We start from the raw sequence: 21,272 nt of genomic DNA, 5'->3' as shown, positions 1-21,272 counted from the left end.
CTGATATGACGCGGGGCCCTTCGTGGCGCAGACACTTTTCGTCGAAACCGTTTCCCCTAGAACCGGTACCGCACCTGCACGGAGCCTTCGGTGTCCGTCGCCCCTGTCCCACCGTTGCCAGCGCTGTCATGCCGCAGTTCGAAGTTCGAATGCAGCGTCCACTGGTCCTGCAGGCGCAGGTCCAGGCCGATCACCTGGCGGGTAGTGGTGTTGAACCTGCCCGTCTCGACCAGCAGGTTCTGGGTCAGCAGGGCGCGGTCGGCGATGCTCTGGCGCAGCTCCAGCCGGCTGCGGACGATCATGCCTTCGCCGGCGGTGCCATGGTCGGCATAGGGCTGCAGGCGGTAGCCGGTGCCGAACTCGAGCTTGACGTTGGTATCGGGGGTGCGCACGGCCTCGTAGCCGAAGCCCGCGGTGAAGCGCGAGTGGCTGCCGTGGTTGATCCGCCAGTCGCGGCGCGATGCCGGCGAGTACAGCGGGTAGCGCCGCGCGGCGATCACCGGAAGGCGCATCGGCATCAGCGGGTCGACGGCGCCTGGCGTCGACGGTTGCTCGATGCGCGTAAACCGGGACGGTGCCTTCCAGCCGGCATCCGCGCAGACCAGGCGGTAGCAGGGACGGCGCAGGTCGGCACGGCCCGACGCCAGCGCGATCACCGCCGGCTCGCCGGGGGATTCCGGCAAGGGCTGGAGAAGCACGGGTGGGGCGGCAAGGGCCAGCCAGAGGGCCGCGAGCATGCGCAGGGGCTCCGAAGTAAACGGTTACATCGCCATTATCGCGACCAATCGCCGCCGTTCCAAGACGCCCGCGGACCTGCGGTTCAGTAATAGGCGCTGACGACGTGCCGTGCCTGGGCAAAAAACAGCCAGCGCTCGGCGAACGCGCCCGCCAGCAGCCCCAGCGCCGCCAGCCCGGTCGCGGCCAGGGCCGGTAGCCAGCCCAGGACCATCAGCGCGCTGGCCAGGAGTGGAGCCGCCACCAGCCCGGCCACCGCCGCCAGCCGCAGCCGGAGCGCGTGGCGGCGCGCGAGTTCGAAGACCATCTCGCGGGTGACGTAGTTGGCCTCGGTATGCGGGCGTTCGAACACGCGCACCTCGCGGTCGGGCAGGCCCACCGCGGCGCCCCGGGTGGCCGGCTCCTGCGCAGCGTCGATCGCGCGCCAGTACAGCCACTTCAGCACCGCCAGCGCCAGGCCGAACAGCACCAGGGTCGGCAGCATCCCGGCCAGGTCCTGGCCGCGCAGCATCGCCGCCATGACCACCATCTGCAGCGCGAGGCCGGTGAGCAGGGCGAACAGCAGGTACACCGGCAGCACCAGCGGATGGCGCCAGGCCGGAATCGGCTTGAGCGAGGCGTAGATCATCGCGGTACAGGCCACCGTGACCAGCGCCAGCACGGCCAGCAGCAGGCCCAGGCAGGCCAGCCACGCGGCGCGCGTGGCGCCGGGCTCCATCCACAGCAGCAGGGCCATCGCGGCCAGCACCGGCAACGGGGTGGCCACGGCCAGCACGCCCTCGCGCGACAGCCACGAGGTCCGCCACTGGCTGAAGGCGCGCCAGGCACGGCCGGGCTTGCCCAGGTGCGCGAGCGAACACAGCAGGCCGATGGTCGACAGCAGCAGGCCGAACCCCAGTCCCGCGAGCTGCACGCCTTCCAGCGCCGGCGACAGGCCGCCGCGCAGCGCCAGCAGCGCGATGCTCAGCCCCGACCAGGCGAGCAGGCCGTAGCCGGCGCCGGACAGGGTGGTGAAGAAAATGACCGACAGGGCGGGATGCATCGTGGGTTCAGCGCCTCAGCATGCGGTTGAGCCAATGCAGCGGGGAAGATGCGCGCGTGGGCGCGGTGGCTTCGGCGCTGGCGCCGTCGCTGCCGTCGCGCCGCGGCCGCGGCGGGAGGTAGCGGTTCACCGGCTGGTAGCCGAGTTCGGGCATCAGCGCCACGCCGCCGCGCTCGGCGACCAGCTTCGAGACGTCGGACTCGGGATCGCCGAGGTCGCCGAAGTGCCGCGCGCGCGTCGGGCAGGCCTGCACGCAGGCGGGTACGCGTTCGGACTCGTCGAGGTTCTCGTTGTAGATCCGGTCCACGCACAGGGTGCATTTCTTCATCACCCCTTCGACCGGGCTGTACTCGCGCGCGCCGTAGGGGCAGGCCCAGCTGCAGAGCTTGCAGCCGATGCACTTGTCCTCGTCGACCAGCACGATGCCGTCCTCGGCGCGCTTGTAGCTGGCGCCGGTGGGGCAGACGGTGACGCAGGCGGGGGTTTCGCAGTGCAGGCAGCTGCGCGGAAAGTGCAGGGTCATGGCGGGCTGTGCTGGTTCCGCGGCGACCTCGTAGCTGTGCACGCGGTTGAACCAGACGCCTTCGGGTTCCTTCCCGTAGGGCCGCTCGTCGGTCAGCGGCCCGGTGATGCCGCCGGCGTTCCACTCCTTGCAGCTGGTCGCGCAGGCATGGCAGCCCACGCAGGTGTCGAGGTCGATCACCAGGCCGAGCTTCTTCGTCGACGGCGGTGGCAGCGAGGTCATGGCAGCTCCCGGTGGCGCAGCTTGCCGCTGCCGAACAGCAGCAGCGCGATCGACAACACCAGGCCGAACGCGGCGCGCCAGCGTGGCGAGGGTGCCTCGAAGGCACCCAGTGAGGTCGGCGACATGATCGAGGGATCGACCAGGGCCCAGATGCAGGCCAGCGCGCCGGCGAAGCCGCCGACGAGCATCAACACGCCGATGATCCGATGCAGTGTCTTCATGGGCTGAAAGGGAAATAGCGCGGGATCAGCACCACCGCCATCGTGATGAAGATGATGTTGAGTGGCAGTCCCACTTTCACGAAGTCGCGAAAGCGGTAACCGCCTGCGGCATAGACCATGGTATTGGTCTGGTAACTGATCGGCGTGGCGAAGCTGGTGGATGCGGAAAATGCCACCGCCACCAGGAAGGGCTTGCTGTCCAGGCCGAGCGACTCCGCGGTGGCGATGGCGATTGGCACCACCAGCGCGGCCGAGGCGTTGTTGCTCATGACCTCGGTCAGCACGGAGGTCATGACGTAGATCACCGCCAGCGTCGCCACCGGGCCGAAGCCGCCGACGAGGCCGATGGAAAAGTCGGCCAACAGCGCCGCGGCACCGCTGTTCTGCAGGGCGATGCCCAGCGGCAGCACGCCCGCCAGCAGCAGCACCACGCGCCAGTCGATGGCGGCATAGGCATCCTCCGGTTCCAGCACGCGCAGCAGGACCAGGGCGATGCAGCCGAGGATCGCCGCGGCGACGATGCTCATCAGGCCGGACGCGGCCACGGCCACGACTGCCGTCAGGATGCCCAGCGCAAACAGCGCCCGGCGCATCGACGTGCGCGGCTGGTCGCGCTCGCCAAGCAGTACCAGGCCGGGGTCGGCGCGCATCAGGTCGAGCGCGCTTTCCGGCGCGTCCAGCAGCAGCACGTCGCCCATCGCCAGCGGCACCTGGTCCAGCGGCTGCCGGATCGACAGCCGGTGGCGGTGCAGGCCCTGCACGCGGGCATGGTAAAGGTGGGCGAATCGCACGGCGGCCAGGGTGTGGCCGATCAGGTGGGAGCCCGGCGCCACCATGGCCTCGGCGTACACGCGTTCGCCCTCGTCGTCGACCTCGAGGTCGCGCGCCACTTCGTCGTGGCTGAGCTTGAGCTTGCGCCGCGCCGCCTCGATGTCCGGCCACGTCCCGCGCACCAGCATGCGATCGCCCGGCTCGATCTCGGTGCCGCGGGGGGAGGGCACGGCCGCCCGGCCGCGGAAGATCTCCAGCACCACCACGTCGCCGCTGTCATCGGGCAGCAGCTCGCTGCCGCGTTTGCCGATGGCGGTCGATTTCCCGGACACCAGCAGCTCGGCCACGTAGCGGCCGGCGTGGCCGCTGTCGGCCTGCTGCGGCACGCCGAGGTCGGGCAGCAGGAAGCGGCGGGCGAACATCAGGTACACCGTGCCCACCACCACGAAGATGATGCCCAGGCGGCTGAACTCGAAGATGGTGAAGCCGGCGTGTCCCGCCTGCCGCGCCATCGAGTCGACCAGCAGGTTGGTGGAGGTGCCGATCAGCGTGCACACACCGCCGAACTGGCCCGCGTACGACAGTGGGATCAGGAACTTCGACGGCGGCAGCTTGTTGGCCACGGCCGCGGCGATGATCAGCGGCAGGAACACGGCGACCGCGGCGGTGTTGTTGATGAAGGCCGAGACCGCGGCGGTGAGCAGCATCATCACCAGCGCCAGCAGCCAGCCCCAGCGGATCCGCGCGATCATCTCGCCCAGGCGGTTCAGCGAGCCGCTGTGCTGCAGGCCTGCGCTGAGCACGAACATCGCCGCCACGGTCACGGTGGCGGGGCTGCTGAAGCCCGACAGGGCTTCCTCGGTGGTGACCAGGCGCAGGGTGAGCAGCGCGGCCAGCGCCAGCATCGCCACGACTTCGGGAGGCATCTTTTCGCTCACGAACAGCGCGACGGCGCCGGCGAGCACCAGGAAGGTGAGCCACATGTCGAGGCTCATCGCTTGCGGGCCCCGTAGCGCAGCGGTCCGCCCGGCGCGTCGCCCAGGGCCAGCGGTTCGAACTGCGGCTGCGTCAGCGTCGTCGCGTCGGTCGTCCGGTCGCCGGCGTCACCTGTGCCGCCGGTGGTATCCGGCGGCGCACGCCGCAGGCTCACGCGCAGGTCGAACCACGCCGCCTGGCCGGTGACCGGGTCGGCATTGGCGTAGTCGCCGCGCGGGGTAATGTCGGAGATCAGGTGGTTGAGCAGGAAGCCCTTGCGTCCTTCCGGCGCGTCGGCGTCCAGGCGCCAGGCGCCGCGGCGCTTGCCGATCGCGTTCCAGGTCCACAGGGTGTCGGGCTGCACGTTGCCGGCGAACTTCGCCTGCACCGTGATCTCGCCCAGGTGCGAGGCCACCACCACCCAGTCCTCGTCGGCCACGCCATGGCGGGCACCGGTGTCGGGATGCATGTACAGCCAGTTGCGTGCCGCGATCTGCCGCAGCCAGGCGTTCTGCGAGCCCCAGGCGTGGTACATGAACATCGGCCGCTGGGTGATGGCGTGCAGGGGGAATTCGGCCTCGTCCACCTGGGCCTGCTCGAAGGGCGTGTACCACATCGGCAGCGGGTCGAAATACGTTTCCACGCGCTCGCGGTGCTCTTCCGGCGGCTGGTGTTCGCCGTGGCCCTGTGCGGCGAGCCTGAACTTCTGCAGGTGCTCGGCGTAGAGGTGCAGGGTGATGGGTGCGGACGAACCGATGAAGCCGAGCGCCTGCGCCCATTCCAGGTAGCCGCGGTTGCCCATCTTGAAATAGCGCGCGTGCTCCGGCACTTCCTCGCGCCAGAAGCCGCCGTTGTCGATGTAGCGCTGCAGCTGTTCCGGATTGGGCGCGCCCTTGCCGGCCTGCGTGCCGTTCTCGCCGCGCCAGCCGGCCAGCAGGCCGACCCCGGGCGTGCGTTCGTGGCGGACGATGTAGTCGGCGTAGTCGCGGTACTGCGGCGAGCCGTCGGCGTGCACCATGCCCGGCAGCCCAAGGCGCGCACCAAGATCCAGCAACACCGACTGGAAGCCGCGCACGTCGCGCGCGCGACCGTCCTTGTCGGGCTGCGTGGCGGCATCGAACAGCGGCTGGCGGATCGCGTCGGCGGCGCCATCGGCGTCGGAGATCGGCCGGTCGAGCATGCTGATCGCGTCGAAGCGCTCGAGGTAGGTGGTGTCGGGCAGCACCAGGTCGGCGTAGGCCACCATCTCGGACGCGTAGGCATCGGAATAGATGATGCGCGGGATGCGGTACTCGCCGTCGTCATCCCTGTCGGTCAGCCAGGCGATGGTCTCGCGGGTGTTCATCGACGAGTTCCAGGCCATGTTGGCCATGAACATCAGCAGCGTGTCGATGCGGTAGGGGTCGCCGGCGTGGGCGTTGCGCAGCAGGGTGTGCATCATCCCGTGCGCGGACAGCGGGTAGGCCCAGGAATAGGCGTGGTCGATGCGCCGCGGCTGGCCGTCGGCGTCCACCAGCAGGTCTTCGGGACCGTGCACGAAGCCGAGCGGGCCGGCGTCGAGGCTGCCGTCCTCGCGGCGCGCGCGACCCGGACGGTTGGGCGGCGGGATCGGCTTCGGATACGGCGGCTGGTAGCGGAACGAGCCCGGCGCATCCACCGCGCCGAGCAGCAGTTGCAGCAGGTGCAGTCCGCGGCAGGTGTGGAAGCCGTTCGAGTGCGCGCTGATGCCGCGCATGGCGTGCAGCGCGACGGGGCGCCCGACCATCTCCGCATGCTCGCGGCCCCAGCTGTCGGTCCAGGCGATGGGCAGGCTGAGGTTTGATTCGAACGCGGCTTCGGCCAGTTCGCGCGCGATGCGGCGGATGGTGTCGGCGGGGATGCCGCAGCGCTCGGCCACGGCGTCGGGCGCGTACTGCGGATCAAGGTAGCGCTCGGCGACGAGATGGAAGGCCGGGACCGCGGTGCGGCCGTCGGGCAGGACGTACTCGCCGACCACGGCGGGCGAAACGTCGGGAGCGTCGGCGGGATGGAGCGCATCCGCCACCCAGCATTGCGGGCGTCCTTCGCCGTCGCGCACGAACAGCCCGTCCTCCGCCCCGCCCGGATCCTTCACCACCAGCCAGTGCGCATCCGCGTACCGGACCAGGTAGTCCAGGTCGATGCGGTCCATCCGCAGCAGTTCGTGGATCAGCGCGAACGCGAACAGCCCGTCGGTGCCCGGCCGGATCCCGATCCATTCATCGGCGATCGCGCCGTAGCCGGTGCGCACCGGGTTCACCGCCACCACCTTCGCGCCGCGTGCCTTCAGCTTGCCCAGGCCCAGCTTGATCGGGTTGGAATCGTGGTCTTCCGCCACGCCCCACAGCATCAGGTAGCGCGTGTGCTCCCAGTCCGGCTCGCCGAATTCCCAGAACGAGCCGCCCAGGGTGTACAGCCCGCCCGCGGCCATGTTCACCGAGCAGAAGCCGCCGTGGGCGGCGTAGTTGATGGTGCCGAACTGCTGCGCCCACCAGCCGGTGAGCGCCTGCGACTGGTCGCGGCCGGTGAAGAAGGCGAGCTCGTCCGGGTTGCGCTCGCGGACCGGTGCCAGCCAGGAGGTCGCGATCTCCATCGCCTCGTCCCACTCGATCTCGCGGAACTCGCCGCTGCCGCGCTCGCCCACCCGCAGCAGCGGCCTGGTCAGCCGTGCCGGCGAATGGTGCTGCATGATCCCGCTGGCGCCCTTGGCGCAGAGCACGCCCTGGTTCACCGGGTGCGAGGGGTTGCCCTGGATGTAGCGGATGCCTCCGTCGCGCAACCACACCTTGATGCCGCAGCGGCAGGCGCACATGTAGCAGGTGGTGGTCTTCACCTCGTCCCCAGGGGACGGCGAAAGATCCAGGTCCGGCTCGTTCGGGAGGTGCGCGCGCATGACGGCCATTGTGCCCGTGTGCCGGATGCGCGGCGAGCCGGGGCCAGGGCGGACATGCGAGCGGCCCGGGAATCACCCGCGCGATGCGCTGGCTTGCGGCGGCAATAAGCCCATAATCGGCCCCATGGACCGATACGAACGCATCCTGTCACTGCACCGCATCCTCGGCAACGCGCGCTATCCGGTCACGGTGGCGCGGCTGCAGGACGAGCTGGGCTGCTCGCGCGCCACCGTGTACCGCGACGTCGCCTTCCTGCGCGACGCGCTGATGGCGCCGATCGTGGGCGACGGCGAGGCCGGCATCCGCTACGACCCCGAGGAAAGCGGTCGCTTCGAGCTGCCGGGCCTGTGGCTGAGTTCGGAGGAACTGCACGCGCTGCTTGCCGCGCAGCAACTGCTGTCGCGCAGCGGCGGCGGGGTGCTGTCTACGGCGCTGGCGCCGCTGCAGTCGCGCATCGAGAAGCTGCTCAGCGAGCACGCCAGCGGCAAGCAGTGGCCGATGGAGCGCGTGCGCGTGATCCCGCACCGCACCCGGCGCCTGGACGAGCACGCCTTCCGCACGGTGTGCTCGGCGGTGCTCGAGCGCAGGCGCCTGGCGTTCGAATACCGCGCGCGTTCGACCGACGAGAAGACCCGGCGCACGGTGTCGCCGCAGCGCATCACCCACTACCGCGACAACTGGTACCTCGATGCCTGGGACCACGAGCGCGAGGGCCTGCGCAGCTTCTCGGTGGATCGCATCGTGCAGGCGCGCAGCCTCGAGGACGCCGCGATCGACGTCGACGAGGGCGAGCTCGACCGTCACCTCGGCGGCAGCTACGGCATCTTTTCCGGCGTGCCTAAGGGCGTGGCGACCATCGTCTTCAGCGCCAAGGCGGCGCGCTGGGTGGCCGACGAGCACTGGCATTCGCAGCAGCAGGGGCGTCACCTGGCCGATGGCCGCTACGAGCTCAAGGTTCCTTACAGCGCCGCGCGCGAGCTGCTGATGGACGTGCTGCACTACGGCAGCGACGCCGAGATCATCGAGCCGCAGTCGCTGCGCGAGCAGGCGCGATCGCTGCTGCAGCTGGCGCTGTCGAACTACGAACGCTGAAGCACGCGGGCGGAGTCAGCGCCCTGCAGTGGGGCTGGCCGCGGGTTCGAAGCCGAGCCGCCCCTCCTGCTCGGGAAGCTGCGGTACGCGGCGCAGCTTGTCGGTGTTGACGCCGTGCCTGCGGATGCGGCGCTCGAGTTCCAGGTAGGCCTCATCCCCGGTCTCCTGCGCCCGGGTCAGGATCCAGGCGTGGTCGCGGCCCGGCGAATCGAGCAGCATCCAGCTGCCGTCCCCGGCCACTTCGAGCATGCGCAGCCGCGTGGGCAGGACGCCGTAGGTGCGCATCTTCCACAGCCGGTCGCCGTGGCCGTCGCGCCGGGCGCTGGAGGTGTCGGACTCCACGGGTTCGGCAAAGCCTTCGCGCCAGCTGCGGGTGACATCGAGCCGGTCGCCGTCCGCCATGGCCAGGCGGATCCGCGACGCCACGCGCCCGCGCTCGCCGAACCACGGCACCCGCCCCGCCACGTGCCAGTCGCCCATCAGTGCGTCCAGCGGCGGCATCGGCACCTCGCGGATGCTGTCGTGGCCGTCGCGGCCGCTGGCGCAGGCGGCCAGCACCAGGCACAGCGCGAACGCGCACAGGGCGAGGAGGGGCGGCGGGATGATGCGGGCGGGTGGTCGGGAATCCAGGGTCATCACAGGGTCCATGGCGCCGCGGCAGGGTGGCAGCGGCCCGGCGAAGGCGGCGTCATGAAGGTCGCAGTCCGTGAGATGGGGTGGCCGCAGGCTTGGGTCGACAGTCTGGAGAGCGATCATGACAGCGAACCCTACGACAGCACACCGCACCGCGGCACGCCGCGCCACGGCAAATCGCGCCACGGCGCGCGGGCCCGCCACGAGCCGCTTCACGACGCGCCCGACGTGTCCCCACCGGCACGCTCCGGCGGCGGCCGGCCCGGACTGGCCGGCGCGCGTGGTGCTTGCGCTCATGTTCCTGGCCGCGGTCGCGATGCTGTCGCTGCCCCAGGCCCGCGCCGCCAGCGCCACGTTCGGCTGGCTGCCCCTGTGGCTGGCCGGCCTGCCGGCAACGGCCTGGCTGGCATTGGCCGTCGCGCGCCGCCGGGCCGCGGCGGCCTGAGCACGACCTTCGGCCCGGGGCCATGGCCCGGGCGCCGTGCTAGGTTTGCCGGTCCATCCGACCTGCCGGAGCCTGTTGCATGCCCAAGCTGCCCCATGCCTGCCTGTTCGCCGCGCTTGCCGTGGCTTCCTTCGGCGCCACCGCACAGGAGGACGCCGAAATGACCGATCCGCACCAGTGGCTTGAAGACGTCGAGGGCGAGAAGCAGCTCGCCTGGGTCCGGGAGCAGAACGCGAAGGCCGAAGCGGAACTGGCTGATACGCCGGGCTTCAAGGCCCTCGAGGCCGACCTGCTGGCCATCTACGACTCCGACGACAAGATCCCCGGCGTCTACAAGCAGGGCGAGTGGTACTACAACTTCTGGAAGGACCGGAACCACGAGCGCGGCATCTGGCGCCGCACCACGCTTGACGAGTACCGCAAGCCGCAGCCGCAGTGGGAGACCGTGATCGACCTCGACGCCCTCAACAAGGCGGAAGGCGAGAACTGGGTCTGGCACGGCGCCAACTGCCTGCGCCCCGAATACGAGCGCTGCCTGGTCGCGCTCTCGCGCGGCGGCGCGGATGCCAACGTCACCCGCGAGTTCAACCTGTCCACGAAGCAGTGGGTCGACGGCGGCTTCTACCGGCCCGAGGCCAAGGGCGGCCTGCAGTGGATCGACCGCGACACCGTGTACGTCTACACCGATTTCGGCGACGGCACCGTGACCAGCTCGGGCTATCCGCGCATCGTCAAGCAGTGGGCGCGCGGCACGCCGATGGCATCCGCCGAGGTGGTCTATGAAGGCCAGGCCGGCGACATGTACATCTCGGCCGGGCGCGACCATACGCCCGGCTTCGAGCGCGACTTCGTCAGCCGCACCATCGCCTTCTACAACGACGAGCTCTACCTGCGCGCCGCCGATGGCTCGCTGACCAGGGTCGATGTGCCGAACTCGGCGCAGAAGTCGGTGCAGCGCGAGTGGCTGGGCCTCGAGCTGCGCGAAGCCTGGGAGGTCGGCGGCAAGACCTACAAGGCCGGCTCGCTGCTGGCGGCGAAGTTCGACGACTACATGGCCGGCGAACGCGAGTTCGAGGTGCTGTTCGAGCCCACCGACACCAGCTCGCTGGCCGGCGCCTCGTTCACGGAAAACCACCTCGTGCTGAACGTGCTGGACGACGTCAAGAACAAGCTGGCGGTGCTCACGCCCGGCGCGGACGGCTGGACGCGCAGCGAACTCGCGGGCGTGCCGGAATTCGGTACCGTCAGCGCCAGCGCGGTGGACAGCGACGAGTCCGACGCGCTCTGGCTGACCGTCACCGACTACCTCACACCCACCACGCTGATGCTCGCCAGCGCCGCGCCCGGTGCGGCCGCGCCCGAGGTGCTGAAGACGCAGCCGGCGTTCTTCGACGCTTCCAGGCACGCGGTCGAGCAGCACTTCGCCACCTCGAAGGACGGCACCCGCGTGCCGTACTTCCTCGTGCGCCCGAAGGACCTGGCGCTAGACGGCAGCAATCCGACCCTGCTGTACGGCTACGGCGGCTTCGAGATCTCGCTGACCCCGGGCTATTCCGGCGGCGTCGGCAAGGGCTGGCTCGAGAAGGGCGGCACCTATGCGGTGGCCAACATCCGCGGCGGTGGCGAGTACGGCCCGCGCTGGCACCAGGCGGCGCTCAAGGCCAACCGCCACAAGGCCTACGAGGACTTCGCGGCGGTCGCGCAGGACATGATCGATCGCAAGATCACGTCGCCGGCACATCTGGGGATCCGCGGCGGCAGCAACGGCGGCCTGCTCACCGGCAACATGCTCACGCAGTACCCGGACCTGTTCGGCGCGGTGGTGATCCAGGTGCCGCTGCTGGACATGCAGCGCTACCACAAGCTGCTGGCCGGCGCCTCGTGGATGGCCGAGTACGGTGACCCGGACAAGCCGGAAGAGTGGGCCTTCATCAAGACCTTCTCGCCCTACCACCTGTTCGACGCGGCAAAGGACTATCCGCCGACGCTGATCCTGACCTCGACCCGCGACGACCGCGTCCACCCGGGCCACGCGCGCAAGATGCACGCGCTGATGTCCGGTGCCGGCAAGGACGTGCGCTACTACGAGAACATCGAGGGCGGGCACGGCGGCGCGGCCAACAACCGGCAGGCCGCGCACATGGAAGCGCTGTACCTGACCTTCCTCTGGCAGCAGATCGGCCGCAACGCCGAGTGAATCCGACGGGGCGCCTCAGGGCGCCCCGGTTGCATCCAGCCCCAGTGGACCCCATCCAATGAAGCCCATCGCACTTGCAGGCCTGCTGCTCATGACCGCCACCAGCCACGCCGCCGCCCCGGTCCCGCCCGACGTCGAGAAGCGCGCCCACGAAGTCCGTGCTCCGCACGGTGCGGTGCGCCAGGACGAGTACTACTGGCTGCGCGACGACACCCGCGAGGACAAGGCCATGCTGGCCTACCTCGAAGCCGAGAACGCCTACGTCGATGCGGTGGTGGCGCCGCTGAAGCCCGTCGAGGACGCGCTGTACGACGAGTTCGTCGCCCGCATCAAGCAGGACGATGCCAGCGTGCCCTTCCGCGAGCGCGGCTGGTGGTACTACCAGCGCTACGAGACCGGCAAGGACTATCCGGTGCACGCGCGCCGCAGGGATGCCGAAGGCCTGGGCGCCGCGGAGATCATGCGCCTCAACGAGGCCGGCGACTTCGCCGCCGAGCAGGTGCTGCTCGACGTCAACGCCATGGCCGAGGGCAAGGAGTACTTCAGCGTCGGCGTGTACGAGATCAGCCCGGACAACCGCATCCTGGCCTGGGCCGACGACAGCATCGGCCGCCGCCAGTACACGATCCGCTTCCGCGACCTCGAGACCGGCAAGGATTACCCGGAATCCATCCCCGGCCTGTCCGCGGACATGGCCTGGGCCGACGACAACAGGTCTCTCTTCTACGTCGAGAACGATCCCGACACCCTGCTGACCGTGCGCGTGAAGAAGCACGTGCTCGGCACCCCGGTGGCCGATGACGTGCTGGTGTACGAGGAGAACGACGACAGCTTCTACATGGGCCTGTCGCGCACCCGCGACGACCGCTTCATCTGCATCGGCGTGGAAAGCACGGTGTCCAGCGAGCTGCGATGCGCGCCGGCGGCCGACCCGGGCGAATTCACCGTGCTGGCCGCGCGCGAGCGCGACGTCGAGTACGACGCCGACCACTTCGACGGCCGCTGGGTGATCCTCACCAACGCCCCCGATGCGGACGGCAACAAGGCGCCGAACTACCGCATCGCCACCGCCCCCACCGCCGCCACATCGCGCACGGAGTGGAAGGAGTGGATCGCGCACCGCGACGACGTGCTGCTGGAAGGCTACGGGCTGTTCGACGGCTTCACCGCCATCGCCGAGCGCTCGAACGCGCTCGAACGCATCCGCCTGCTCAAGCCGGATGGCGAAGAGGAATACGTGGCCGCCGACGAACCGGCCTATTCGATGGGCCTGTCGATCAACGCCGAGCCGGACACCCAGTGGCTGCGCTACGGCTACGCATCGATGACCACGCCTGGCACCACCTACGAGATCAACGTGGCCACCGGCGAGCGCCGCCTGCTCAAGCAGCAGCCTGTCATCGGCTACGACGCCTCGAAGTACGCCACCGAGCGCACCTGGGCGACCGCCCGCGACGGCACCCGCATCCCGGTGTCGCTGGTCTACCGCAAGGGCTTCGCGAAGGACGGCACCGCGCCGCTGCTGCAGTACGCCTACGGCAGCTACGGCTATTCGATGGATCCAAGCTACAGCCTGACCACCACCAGCCTGCTCGACCGCGGCATGGTCTACGCCATCGCCCACATCCGCGGCGGCCAGGAGATGGGCCGCAAGTGGTACGACGACGGCAAGCTCGGCAACAAGATCAACACCTTCACCGACTTCATCGACGTCACCGACCACCTGGTGGCCGAAGGTTGGGCGGCGAAGGACCGCGTGGCCGCCTATGGCGGCAGCGCCGGCGGCCTGCTGGTGGGCGCGATCGCGAACATGGCGCCGGAGAAGTACCGCCTGATCCTGTCGCAGGTGCCCTTCGTCGACGTGGTCACCACGATGCTCGACCGCAGCATCCCGCTGACCACCAACGAGTACGACGAGTGGGGCAACCCGGAGCGCAAGGCGGACTACGACTACATGCTCCGCTACTCGCCTTACGACAACCTGGAAGCCAAGGCCTACCCGGCGATGTTCATCGGCACCGGCCTGTGGGATTCGCAGGTGCAGTACTGGGAGCCGGCGAAGTACGTCGCCCGCCTGCGTGACCTGGACACCTCGGACGCGACCCTGCTGTTCCGCACCAACATGGACGCCGGCCACGGCGGCAAGTCGGGCCGCTTCCGCCGCTACCGCGAGCTGGCGGAGATGTACGCGTTCATGCTCGACCAGCTGGGCGTCGAGGCCGCGGACGGGGTGGCCGCGCGCTGACCCTCGCCGCACGCGGCATCATGGCGTGATGGACGACGCTCCCCGCCGACGCACGCGCTTCCGCTGGGCCTGGTGGCTGCTGGCCTATATCGCGCTGGGCCTGGGCCTGCTCGGCGTGGTGCTGCCGGGGCTGCCCACCGTGCCCTTCATCCTGCTCTCGGCCTGGGCCGCGGCGCAGGGCTCCGAGCGGCTGCACGCCTGGCTGCTGGCGCATCGGGAGTTCGGGCCGATGATCCGCGACTGGCACGAGCACGGTGCGGTCACCCGCCGCTCCAAGCGGCTGGCCACCGGCGCCATGGCCGCCTCGGCCGCGATCCTGCTGGCGCTGGCCTGGCTGACCGGCTACCAGCGCTGGTGGGCGGTGGCCCTGCCGATCGGCTGCATGGCGGTGGTCGGTGCGTGGCTGTGGATGCGGCCGGAACCGCCGCCGCGCTAGACTGCCGGCCATGAACATCCGCACCCTGGTTCCGCTCGCCCTGCTGTCGTCCGTGCTCGTGCTGTCCGCCTGCGGCAACAAGGGCTCTCTGCTGCCGCCGCCTGCGCCCGACGACGATTGGCCGGCCGAGCAGGTGGACGACGCCGATGACCAGGACGACGAAGCTGTGGATGATCCGGCGGTCCGCGACGACGGGGCCGTCGAAGATGATGCCGGTGCCGAGGAGATCGAGGACGGCGTGGACGGCGAAGGCGAGGATCCGGCCGCAGATGGTTCCGGCGGCGATCCCGGCGACGACGGTGATGGCGACGCCTGACCCCGTGACGGCCACGGCGGCGCCCGCCGGCCTGCGCTTCAGCAAGATGCACGGCGCCGGCAACGACTTCGTGGTGCTGGACCTGCGCGATGGCACGTCGCCGCCCGATGCCGCGCTGTGCCGCCTGCTGGCCGACCGCCACCGCGGCGTGGGCTGCGACCAGATCCTGACCATCGCAGCGCCCCGCAGCGACGGCGCGGTCGCGTCCTATGCCATCTGGAACGCCGACGGCTCGCCCTCGCAGCAGTGCGGCAACGGCGCCCGCTGCGTTGCCGCCTGGCTGGTGCGCGACGGCGCGGCCGCCGGCGACTTCCTGCTCGACAGCCCGCTTGCCAGCCATCGCGTGCGCGCGCTGGGCGACGCCGGCTTCGAGATCGGGATGGGCGTTCCGGTGTTCGCGCCGGCGCGGATCCCGCTGGCCGGCTTCGACGAGGAGGCCGATGCCTGCATGATCGAGGTCGACGGCCGCAGGCTGCGCGTGGGCGCGGTGTCGATGGGCAATCCGCACGCAGTGCTCGAGGTCGACGACGTCGATGCCGCGCCGGTCGCGGAGCTTGGCCCCGCGCTGCAGCGGCACGCCGCCTTCCCGCAGTCGTGCAACGTCGGCTTCGCCCAGGTGCTCGACCGCAGCCGCATCCGCCTGCGCGTGTACGAGCGCGGCGTCGGCGAAACGCTGGCCTGCGGAAGCGGCGCCTGCGCTGCGGTGGCGGTGCTTGCGCGGCGCGGGCGCGTGGACGCGGCCATCGGCGTGGACGTGGCGCTGCCCGGCGGCACGCTGCGCATCTATCATTGTGCCGACGGCAGCCTGCGCATGGCGGGGCCGGCGGCATTCGTCTACGAAGGGATATTCACCGCATGAACGACAGCAGCGAGAAGCTTGGCGCCCACGAAGTCGCGGCCTGGCTGCGGCGGCACCCGAAGTTCCTGCAGCAGTTCCCGGACCTTGCGATCAGCATGGTGGTACCGCGCGAGGACGGCCCGGCAGCGTCGCTGGCCAGCTACCAGCTGGAAGTGCTGCGCGACAAGAACCGCGAGCTGTCGCGACGGCTGCAGGACCTGTACGCGGTGTCGCAGGAGAACGAGCGCCTGGCCGTGCGCACGCACCAGCTCACCCTGGCACTGATGCGCCCGGACAGCGCCGCCGGCGTGGTGCGCGCGATGGTCGCGACGCTTGCCGAGGACTTCAGCGGCGACCTGGTGCGCGTGGTGCTGTTCGAAGACGCGCCTGGCCTGTCCGAAGAAGAATGGTTGCAGGTGATTGCGCGCGACGACCGCAGCCTGCAGCCCTTCGCCGACTGCATCCGCGACGGTGAGCCGCTGTGCGGCCGCCTGCATCCGGACAAGCAGGCGCTGCTGTATGCCGCCCGCGTGGACGACGTTGCATCCACCGCACTGCTTCCCGTGGAGGGCGTAGGCCTGGTTGCGGTGGGCAGCCGCGATGCCAACCGCTTCTATCCCGGCATGGGCACGCTGTTCCTGCGCATGATGGGCGAGGCCTTCGCGGCGGCGCTGCAGCGCCAGCGCGATTAGGCTCGCGAAGCCGCGAAGACGCCAAGGGAGGGAGGAGGCATGGCCGGGGTGGATGCGGAGAGTGCGGTGGCCGCCGGACCGCATCCGGCGGTCGCCGATTACCTGGCCCATCTCGAAGTCGAGCGCCGCATGTCGCCGCACACGCTTGATGCCTACCGACGCGACCTCGCCGCGCTGGCCGGATGGGCCGCGGCTTCGGGTCACGACGATCTGCTGGCGCTCGACACCGCGGCGATGCGCGCCTTCGTCGCTGCCGAGCACCGCCGCGGGCTGGCGCCCAAGAGCCTGCAGCGCCGCCTGTCCGGCTGTCGCAGCTTCTACCAGTGGCTGCTGAAGCACGGCCGCGTCGTCGCCAATCCCGCTGCCGGCGTGCGCGCCCCGCGCGCACCGCGCAAGCTGCCGCAGGTGCTCGACGTGGACGAGGCCGTGGCGCTGGTGGCGGTGCCCACCGACGTGCCGCTGGGCCTGCGCGACCGCGCGCTGCTCGAACTGTTCTATTCCTCCGGCCTGCGCCTGTCCGAACTGCGCCTGCTGCGCTGGCGTGATATCGACCTGGACCAGGGCCTGGTGACCGTGCTTGGCAAGGGCAGCCGGCAGCGCACCGTGCCGGTGGGCTCGTTCGCCTGCAAGGCACTGGCCGAGTGGCGCGCCGACACCGGTGCCGGCCACGACGCGCCGGTGTTCCCGGGCCGCGGAGGCGCGCCGATCAGCGCGCGTGCCGTCCAGCTGAGGCTGCGCGAGCTGGCGCGCCGGCAGGGCCTGTTCAAGCGCGTGCATCCGCACCTGCTGCGTCATTCATTCGCCAGCCACATGCTGGAATCGTCCGGCGACCTGCGCGGCGTGCAGGAGCTGCTGGGCCACGCCGACATCGCCACCACCCAGATCTACACCCACCTCGACTTCCAGCACCTGGCCAAGGTCTACGACGCCGCGCATCCGCGCGCCAAGCGCAAGGGCTGAACCCGCCGGGCCCCACGGGAGCCAGGCGCCACCGCGCGGGCTTGCATCCGCCGGGGGCGGTCCCCATCCAGTGGATTCAGCCCACGGAGGCCGCATGGATCCCAGCCAGAATCCCAACGTGTTCCACGCCACCACCATCGTTTCGGTGCGCCGCGACGGGCGCGTCGCCATCGCCGGCGACGGCCAGGTCACCCTTGGCCATACGGTGATGAAGTCCAACGCACGCAAGGTGCGCCGCCTCGGCAAGGACGGCCAGATCCTGGCCGGCTTCGCCGGCGCCGCCGCGGACGCGTTCACCCTGTTCGAACTGTTCGAATCCAAGCTCGAGAAGCACGGCCAGCTCACCCGCGCCGCCGTGGAGTTTGCGAAGGACTGGCGCACCGAGCGCCGCTTCGGGAAGCTCGAGGCGCTGCTCGCGGTCGCCGACAAGGACACCTCGCTGATCATCAGCGGCACCGGCGACGTCATCGAGCCCGAGGATGGCCTGGTCGCGATCGGCTCGGGTGGCCCGTACGCGCTGTCCGCCGCACGCGCGCTGCTCGCACACACCGCCATGGACGCCCGCGGCATCGCCACCGAGGCGCTGCACATCGCCGGCGACATCTGCATCTATACCAACCGCAACGTGGTGGTCGAGGAGCTCTGAACATGCACATGAACGTCGACACCAGCCACGCGTCCATGACCCCGCGCGAGATCGTGCAGGAGCTCGACCGCCACATCATCGGCCAGCAGGAGGCCAAGCGCGCGGTGGCGATCGCGCTGCGCAACCGCTGGCGCCGCGCCCAGCTCGGCGACGAGCTGCGCAACGAGGTCATGCCCAAGAACATCCTGATGATCGGCCCGACCGGCGTCGGCAAGACCGAGATCGCGCGCCGACTGGCGACGCTCGCCAACGCGCCGTTCGTGAAGGTCGAGGCCACGCGCTTCACCGAGGTCGGCTACGTCGGCAAGGACGTCGAACAGATCATCCGCGACCTCGCCGACACCGCGGTCAAGCTCTACCGCGAGCAGGCCAAGCAGCGGATGCGCACCCAGGCCGAGGAGCGTGCGGAAGACCGCATCCTCGACGCCCTGCTGCCCAGGCGCGAGCAGTCGCAGTCCCCGGGCTTCGGCTTTGGTGCCGCGGCGCAGCAGGGCAGCACCACCGTCGACATCGGCGCCGAGCCCTCGTCGCAGGAATCCGAGACCCGGCGGAAGCTGCGCCGCCAGCTGCGTGCCGGCGACCTCGACAACCGCGAGATCGAGCTCGACCTGTCCGCGGGCGGCGGCGTCGACATCATGACCCCGCCGGGCATGGAGGAAATGGGGCAGCAGCTGCGGCAGATGTTCGCCAACCTCGGCAGCGGCAAGACCCAGAAGCGCACCATGGCGATCCACGCCGCGCGCCCGCTGCTGGTCGAGGAAGAGGCCGGCAAGCTGGTCAACGAGGACGAAGTGCGCGCGGCCGCGATCGAGGCCTGCGAGCAGCACGGCATCGTCTTCATCGACGAGATCGACAAGGTCGCCAAGCGCAGCGAGGGCATGGGCGCCGACGTCAGCCGCGAAGGCGTGCAGCGCGACCTGCTGCCGCTGGTCGAAGGCTCGACGGTCAGCACCAAGTACGGGCCGGTGAAGACCGACCACATCCTGTTCATCGCCTCGGGCGCGTTCCACCTGGCCAAGCCCAGCGACCTGATCCCGGAGATGCAGGGCCGCTTCCCGATCCGCGTCGAACTGTCGGCGCTGTCGAAGGAAGACTTCGTGCGCATCCTCACCGAGCCCAAGGCGGCGTTGACGAAGCAGTACGTCGAGCTGATGAAGACCGAAGGGCTGGAGCTGGCGTTCTCCGACGATGCCGTCGACCGGCTCGCCGAGATCGCCGCCGAGGTCAACGAGCGCCAGGAGAACATCGGTGCGCGCCGATTGCATACCGTGCTGGAACGGCTGCTCGACAGCCTGAGCTTCGAGGCACCGGACCGTGGCGGCAAGGTCGCGATCGATCGGGCCTACGTCGACGACCAGCTGGGCGAGCTGGTGCAGGACCAGGACCTGAGCCGCTACATCCTCTGACCGCCGGGCCCGGCGGCCCGGCAGCCCTTGACGCAACGCACAACCGCACCGGGGTTCCCCGGTGCTAGATTCCGCTTTCGTGCGCCGCCCCGGGGAGGGTGGGCACGCAGCGGCATTACCTGTTCGTCAATCGGGAGAGAGGTGTAGATGAAACAGCACACGTTGGTAGTGGCGATTTCCGCCGCCATGTTCCTCGCAATGTCCGGAGCCGCGTCCGCGGCCGAGCCCGACCCCGACCCCAACCGGGTCATGGTGAAGTTCAAGCCAGGTGCGTCGGCGCAGGTGCGTTCGGCGCTCGGGGCCGCCGGTGGCAGGGTCCACCTCGAACTGGGTCCGCAGCGCGTGATCGCGGCCACCGTCCCACAGCAGGCACTGGCCGGTCTGCGCAACAATCCCAATGTCGAATACGTCGAGCTGGACGCGCCGCGCTATCCGACCGCGCAGGTCACGCCGTACGGCATCAACAACGTGCAGGCACCGCAGGCCTGGTCGGTGGGCGCCGATGGCGGCGGCATCAAGGTCTGCGTGATCGACTCGGGCATCAACGCCGGGCACGAGGATTTCGCCGGCATCCAGATGACCGGCTATCCGAGCGGCTGGAACAATGACAGCTGCGGCCACGGCACCCACGTCGCGGGCACGATCGCCGCGGCGAACAACAGCGTCGGCGTCGTCGGCGTGAGCCCCGGCGCGGTGTCGCTGCACATCGTCAAGGTCTTCGATGGTGCCAGCTGCGGCTGGAGCTACGCGTCTTCGCTGGTCGATGCGGCCAACCGCTGTGCGACCGCGGGCGCCAAGGTGATCAACATGAGCCTGGGCGGCTCCACCTCGAGCAGCACCGAGAACAACGCCTTCGCCAACCTCGACAGCCAGGGCATCCTCAGCATCGCCGCGGCCGGCAATGGCGGCAACACCCGCCACAGCTACCCGGCCTCCTACGACAGCGTGATGTCGGTGGCGGCGGTGGATATCAACAACGCCCACGCCTCCTTCTCGCAGGCCAACAACCAGGTCGAGATCGCAGCGCCCGGCGTCGGCGTGCTCAGCACCTATCCCTTCCTCGATGCCTCGATGAGCGTTGGCGGCGCCAGCTTCATCGTCTCGCCGATCGAGGGCACGGTGCAGGCCAACGCCAGCGGCCAGCTCGCCGATGGCGGGCTGTGCACCGGCGCCGGCAGCTGGGGTGGCAAGGTGGTGATGTGCGAACGCGGCGAGATCAGCTTCGCCGACAAGGTCGCTGCGGCTCAGGCCGGCGGTGCGGCGGCCGTGGTGATCTACAACAACGTCCCCGGCGGGTTCGCGGGCACCCTGGGTACGGCCACCTCGACCGTGCCGGCGCTCAGCATGAGCCAGGAAGACGGCCAGGCGCTGGTCGGCGGCTCGCTCGGCCAGACCGCCTCGGTCAGCACGGTGTCCCAGTCCAATGCCAGTGGCTACGCCTACCTGGACGGCACCTCCATGGCATCCCCGCACGTGGCCGGCGGCGCCGCAGTCGTCTGGAGCGCCAATCCCGCGGCCAGCAACCAGCAGGTGCGCAACGCGCTCACGTCCACCGCGCTCGACCTCGGAGCGGCAGGCCGCGACAACTACTACGGCCATGGCCTGATGCAGGTGTTCGCCGCGACGGAATCGCTGGTCGGTGGCGGTGGTACCGACCCCGATCCGGTTGCAGCGCCGTCGTCCCTGACCGCGTACAACTACGGCACCAGCAAGGGCAGCCTGCAGTTCGGCCTGCAGTGGAGCGGTGGTGACGTGACGGTCGACGTCTACCGCGACGGCAGCAAGGTCGCATCGGGCATCGGCAATACCGGCAGCCACACCGACCTGGTGAAGGTGAAGAAGAACACCAGCGGCACCTTTACCTACAAGGTCTGCAATGGCGGCACCAGCGACTGCTCGGCCGAGGCCAGCGTCAGCTACTGACGCCTGTCTGCGTCGTGAACTGGAGGGGCCTGCCAGTCGGCA

At 70.0% G+C, this 21,272-nt stretch carries 19 protein-coding genes; 12 read left to right on the top strand and 7 right to left on the bottom strand.

All coding sequences use genetic code 11. The features are described from left to right. Positions 1-56 precede the first annotated feature (56 nt). From E2169_RS06125 to E2169_RS06100, 6 genes are all read right to left on the bottom strand, one after another. The gene (locus tag E2169_RS06125) at positions 57-737 is read right to left on the bottom strand and encodes a DUF481 domain-containing protein (protein WP_132985735.1); all 681 of its coding nucleotides are present in this window, start codon (positions 735-737) and stop codon (positions 57-59) included. Positions 738-820: 83 nt separating this feature from the next. Then, positions 821-1,777, bottom strand: a complete 957-nt coding sequence (locus E2169_RS06120; RefSeq protein WP_132985734.1) for a dimethyl sulfoxide reductase anchor subunit family protein — start codon at positions 1,775-1,777, stop codon at positions 821-823. Between the two features lie 7 nt (positions 1,778-1,784). Next, positions 1,785-2,522, bottom strand: coding sequence for a 4Fe-4S dicluster domain-containing protein (locus E2169_RS06115; protein WP_132985733.1), 738 nt, complete (start codon positions 2,520-2,522; stop codon positions 1,785-1,787). After that, positions 2,519-2,743, bottom strand: coding sequence for a hypothetical protein (locus tag E2169_RS06110; RefSeq protein ID WP_132985732.1), 225 nt, complete (start codon positions 2,741-2,743; stop codon positions 2,519-2,521). Before E2169_RS06110 ends, E2169_RS06115 begins: the two co-directional genes overlap by 4 nt. Continuing rightward, positions 2,740-4,509: an SLC13 family permease gene (locus E2169_RS06105; RefSeq protein ID WP_132985731.1), complete on the bottom strand. Its 1,770-nt coding sequence runs from the start codon at positions 4,507-4,509 to the stop codon at positions 2,740-2,742. The genes E2169_RS06110 and E2169_RS06105 overlap by 4 nt, the downstream gene beginning before the upstream one ends. Beyond that, positions 4,506-7,400, bottom strand: a complete 2,895-nt coding sequence (locus E2169_RS06100; protein WP_207918361.1) for a molybdopterin oxidoreductase family protein — start codon at positions 7,398-7,400, stop codon at positions 4,506-4,508. Before E2169_RS06100 ends, E2169_RS06105 begins: the two co-directional genes overlap by 4 nt. Before the next feature lie 124 nt (positions 7,401-7,524). Between E2169_RS06100 and E2169_RS06095 the strand changes: the two genes are divergently transcribed. Then, a complete protein-coding gene (locus E2169_RS06095; protein WP_132985729.1) occupies positions 7,525-8,493 on the top strand; it encodes a helix-turn-helix transcriptional regulator in 969 nt (322 codons plus the stop codon). Between the two features lie 15 nt (positions 8,494-8,508). On the opposite strand, the gene E2169_RS06090 is transcribed toward E2169_RS06095, so the two are convergent. Continuing rightward, entirely contained in the window at positions 8,509-9,129 is a 621-nt protein-coding gene (locus tag E2169_RS06090) for a lipocalin family protein (RefSeq protein WP_132985728.1), read from the bottom strand. Positions 9,130-9,409: 280 nt separating this feature from the next. Between E2169_RS06090 and E2169_RS14220 the strand changes: the two genes are divergently transcribed. The 11 genes from E2169_RS14220 (at position 9,410) to E2169_RS14520 (ending at position 21,230) form a co-directional block, all read left to right on the top strand. Then, on the top strand, positions 9,410-9,571 hold the full coding sequence (locus tag E2169_RS14220; RefSeq protein ID WP_165942342.1) for a hypothetical protein: 162 nt from the start codon (positions 9,410-9,412) through the stop codon (positions 9,569-9,571). Between the two features lie 79 nt (positions 9,572-9,650). After that, on the top strand, positions 9,651-11,768 hold the full coding sequence (locus E2169_RS06085; RefSeq protein WP_132985727.1) for a prolyl oligopeptidase family serine peptidase: 2,118 nt from the start codon (positions 9,651-9,653) through the stop codon (positions 11,766-11,768). A gap of 58 nt (positions 11,769-11,826) precedes the next feature. After that, complete coding sequence (locus E2169_RS06080; protein WP_132985726.1) at positions 11,827-14,013, top strand: S9 family peptidase; 2,187 nt, start codon at positions 11,827-11,829, stop codon at positions 14,011-14,013. A 28-nt stretch (positions 14,014-14,041) separates the two neighbouring features. Next, entirely contained in the window at positions 14,042-14,449 is a 408-nt protein-coding gene (locus E2169_RS06075; RefSeq protein WP_132985725.1) for a YbaN family protein, read from the top strand. Between the two features lie 10 nt (positions 14,450-14,459). Then, positions 14,460-14,765: an LPS translocon maturation chaperone LptM gene (gene lptM / locus E2169_RS06070; protein WP_132985724.1), complete on the top strand. Its 306-nt coding sequence runs from the start codon at positions 14,460-14,462 to the stop codon at positions 14,763-14,765. Then, the gene (gene dapF / locus E2169_RS06065) at positions 14,752-15,624 is read left to right on the top strand and encodes a diaminopimelate epimerase (protein WP_132985723.1); all 873 of its coding nucleotides are present in this window, start codon (positions 14,752-14,754) and stop codon (positions 15,622-15,624) included. The genes lptM and dapF overlap by 14 nt, the downstream gene beginning before the upstream one ends. Then, positions 15,621-16,295 carry a DUF484 family protein gene (locus tag E2169_RS06060; RefSeq protein WP_132985722.1) on the top strand — a complete coding sequence of 225 codons (675 nt, stop codon included), beginning with the start codon at positions 15,621-15,623 and terminating at the stop codon, positions 16,293-16,295. Before dapF ends, E2169_RS06060 begins: the two co-directional genes overlap by 4 nt. 39 nt (positions 16,296-16,334) lie before the next feature. After that, positions 16,335-17,255, top strand: a complete 921-nt coding sequence (xerC, locus tag E2169_RS06055; RefSeq protein WP_132985721.1) for a tyrosine recombinase XerC — start codon at positions 16,335-16,337, stop codon at positions 17,253-17,255. 94 nt (positions 17,256-17,349) lie between these two features. Beyond that, on the top strand, positions 17,350-17,901 hold the full coding sequence (hslV, locus tag E2169_RS06050; protein WP_132985720.1) for an ATP-dependent protease subunit HslV: 552 nt from the start codon (positions 17,350-17,352) through the stop codon (positions 17,899-17,901). Positions 17,902-17,909: 8 nt separating this feature from the next. Continuing rightward, on the top strand, positions 17,910-19,307 hold the full coding sequence (gene hslU, locus E2169_RS06045) for an ATP-dependent protease ATPase subunit HslU (protein WP_370465133.1): 1,398 nt from the start codon (positions 17,910-17,912) through the stop codon (positions 19,305-19,307). A 147-nt stretch (positions 19,308-19,454) separates the two neighbouring features. Further along, positions 19,455-21,230 carry a S8 family serine peptidase gene (locus E2169_RS14520; protein ID WP_132985719.1) on the top strand — a complete coding sequence of 592 codons (1,776 nt, stop codon included), beginning with the start codon at positions 19,455-19,457 and terminating at the stop codon, positions 21,228-21,230. Positions 21,231-21,272: the final 42 nt, after the last annotated feature.

The sequence above is a fragment of the Luteimonas terricola genome, assembly GCF_004352845.1.
GTDB classification, from domain to species: domain Bacteria; phylum Pseudomonadota; class Gammaproteobacteria; order Xanthomonadales; family Xanthomonadaceae; genus Luteimonas; species Luteimonas terricola.
Note: the sequence above shows the minus strand (reverse complement) of the source record. Positions and strands in the feature narration are given on the sequence as shown.

Coding starts and splice junctions, on each gene's coding strand:
- E2169_RS06060 (WP_132985722.1), top strand. CDS start 15,621: ATGAACGACAGCAGCGAGAAGCTTGGCGCCCACGAAGTCGCGGCCTGG.
- E2169_RS14520 (WP_132985719.1), top strand. CDS start 19,455: ATGAAACAGCACACGTTGGTAGTGGCGATTTCCGCCGCCATGTTCCTC.
- lptM (WP_132985724.1), top strand. CDS start 14,460: ATGAACATCCGCACCCTGGTTCCGCTCGCCCTGCTGTCGTCCGTGCTC.
- E2169_RS06080 (WP_132985726.1), top strand. CDS start 11,827: ATGAAGCCCATCGCACTTGCAGGCCTGCTGCTCATGACCGCCACCAGC.
- E2169_RS06115 (WP_132985733.1), bottom strand. CDS start 2,522: ATGACCTCGCTGCCACCGCCGTCGACGAAGAAGCTCGGCCTGGTGATC.
- hslV (WP_132985720.1), top strand. CDS start 17,350: ATGGATCCCAGCCAGAATCCCAACGTGTTCCACGCCACCACCATCGTT.
- E2169_RS06095 (WP_132985729.1), top strand. CDS start 7,525: ATGGACCGATACGAACGCATCCTGTCACTGCACCGCATCCTCGGCAAC.
- hslU (WP_370465133.1), top strand. CDS start 17,910: ATGAACGTCGACACCAGCCACGCGTCCATGACCCCGCGCGAGATCGTG.
- dapF (WP_132985723.1), top strand. CDS start 14,752: ATGGCGACGCCTGACCCCGTGACGGCCACGGCGGCGCCCGCCGGCCTG.
- xerC (WP_132985721.1), top strand. CDS start 16,335: ATGGCCGGGGTGGATGCGGAGAGTGCGGTGGCCGCCGGACCGCATCCG.
- E2169_RS06075 (WP_132985725.1), top strand. CDS start 14,042: ATGGACGACGCTCCCCGCCGACGCACGCGCTTCCGCTGGGCCTGGTGG.
- E2169_RS06085 (WP_132985727.1), top strand. CDS start 9,651: ATGCCCAAGCTGCCCCATGCCTGCCTGTTCGCCGCGCTTGCCGTGGCT.
- E2169_RS06110 (WP_132985732.1), bottom strand. CDS start 2,743: ATGAAGACACTGCATCGGATCATCGGCGTGTTGATGCTCGTCGGCGGC.
- E2169_RS06120 (WP_132985734.1), bottom strand. CDS start 1,777: ATGCATCCCGCCCTGTCGGTCATTTTCTTCACCACCCTGTCCGGCGCC.
- E2169_RS06090 (WP_132985728.1), bottom strand. CDS start 9,129: ATGACCCTGGATTCCCGACCACCCGCCCGCATCATCCCGCCGCCCCTC.
- E2169_RS06125 (WP_132985735.1), bottom strand. CDS start 737: ATGCTCGCGGCCCTCTGGCTGGCCCTTGCCGCCCCACCCGTGCTTCTC.
- E2169_RS06105 (WP_132985731.1), bottom strand. CDS start 4,509: ATGAGCCTCGACATGTGGCTCACCTTCCTGGTGCTCGCCGGCGCCGTC.
- E2169_RS06100 (WP_207918361.1), bottom strand. CDS start 7,400: ATGCGCGCGCACCTCCCGAACGAGCCGGACCTGGATCTTTCGCCGTCC.